The sequence below is a fragment of the Anaerococcus sp. HMSC075B03 genome (assembly GCF_001815585.1).
Taxonomy (GTDB): domain Bacteria; phylum Bacillota; class Clostridia; order Tissierellales; family Peptoniphilaceae; genus Anaerococcus; species Anaerococcus vaginalis.
Window position 1 is genome coordinate 1 of record NZ_KV821212.1, and the last position, 520, is coordinate 520.

Consider the following 520-nt stretch of genomic DNA (forward strand, 5'->3'; position numbering starts at 1 on the left):
GGTTTCCCTCTAAAACGAAGGATAAATCTCTTTTTGATTTTAAAATTAAAATGGTGACCCTACCGGGATTTGAACCCGGGATACCGCCGTGAAAGGGCGATGTCTTAACCGCTTGACCATAGGGCCTTATATAATTTTATTACTTAAAAAGTATGGTTGCGGGAGTAGGATTTGAACCTACGACCTCCGGGTTATGAGCCCGACGAGCCACCAAGCTGCTCCATCCCGCGTTATTGGTGCCGAGAATCGGAATCGAACCGATACGGTGTTTGACCACCGCAGGATTTTAAGTCCTGTGCGTCTGCCAGTTCCGCCACCCCGGCATTTGGCGCTCAGGGTGGGGCTCGAACCCACAACCTACCGGTTAACAGCCGGGTGCTCCACCATTGAGCTACCTAAGCACATACAATATGTATAATTATAAAATATTAAATTTACTTTGTCAAAATTTTCTTACAAATTTTGTGAAGAAATAATCTTCACAAAAAAGTAAGTTTGGCAACTTCCTAGTCTCCCGGGA

At 45.0% G+C, this 520-nt stretch carries 4 tRNA genes; all 4 read right to left on the bottom strand.

Annotated features, from left to right (window positions below):
• Positions 1-51: 51 nt before the first annotated feature.
• The 4 genes from HMPREF3045_RS08935 to HMPREF3045_RS08950 all read right to left on the bottom strand — a co-directional run bounded on the left by HMPREF3045_RS08935 (position 52) and on the right by HMPREF3045_RS08950 (position 401).
• A tRNA-Glu gene (locus HMPREF3045_RS08935) sits at positions 52-126 on the bottom strand.
• Between the two features lie 27 nt (positions 127-153).
• Positions 154-230, bottom strand: a tRNA-Met gene (locus HMPREF3045_RS08940).
• A 4-nt stretch (positions 231-234) separates the two neighbouring features.
• Positions 235-323 (bottom strand) — tRNA-Leu (locus HMPREF3045_RS08945).
• A gap of 3 nt (positions 324-326) precedes the next feature.
• Positions 327-401: transfer RNA gene (locus tag HMPREF3045_RS08950), tRNA-Asn, on the bottom strand.
• Between the last annotated feature and the right edge of the window lie 119 nt (positions 402-520).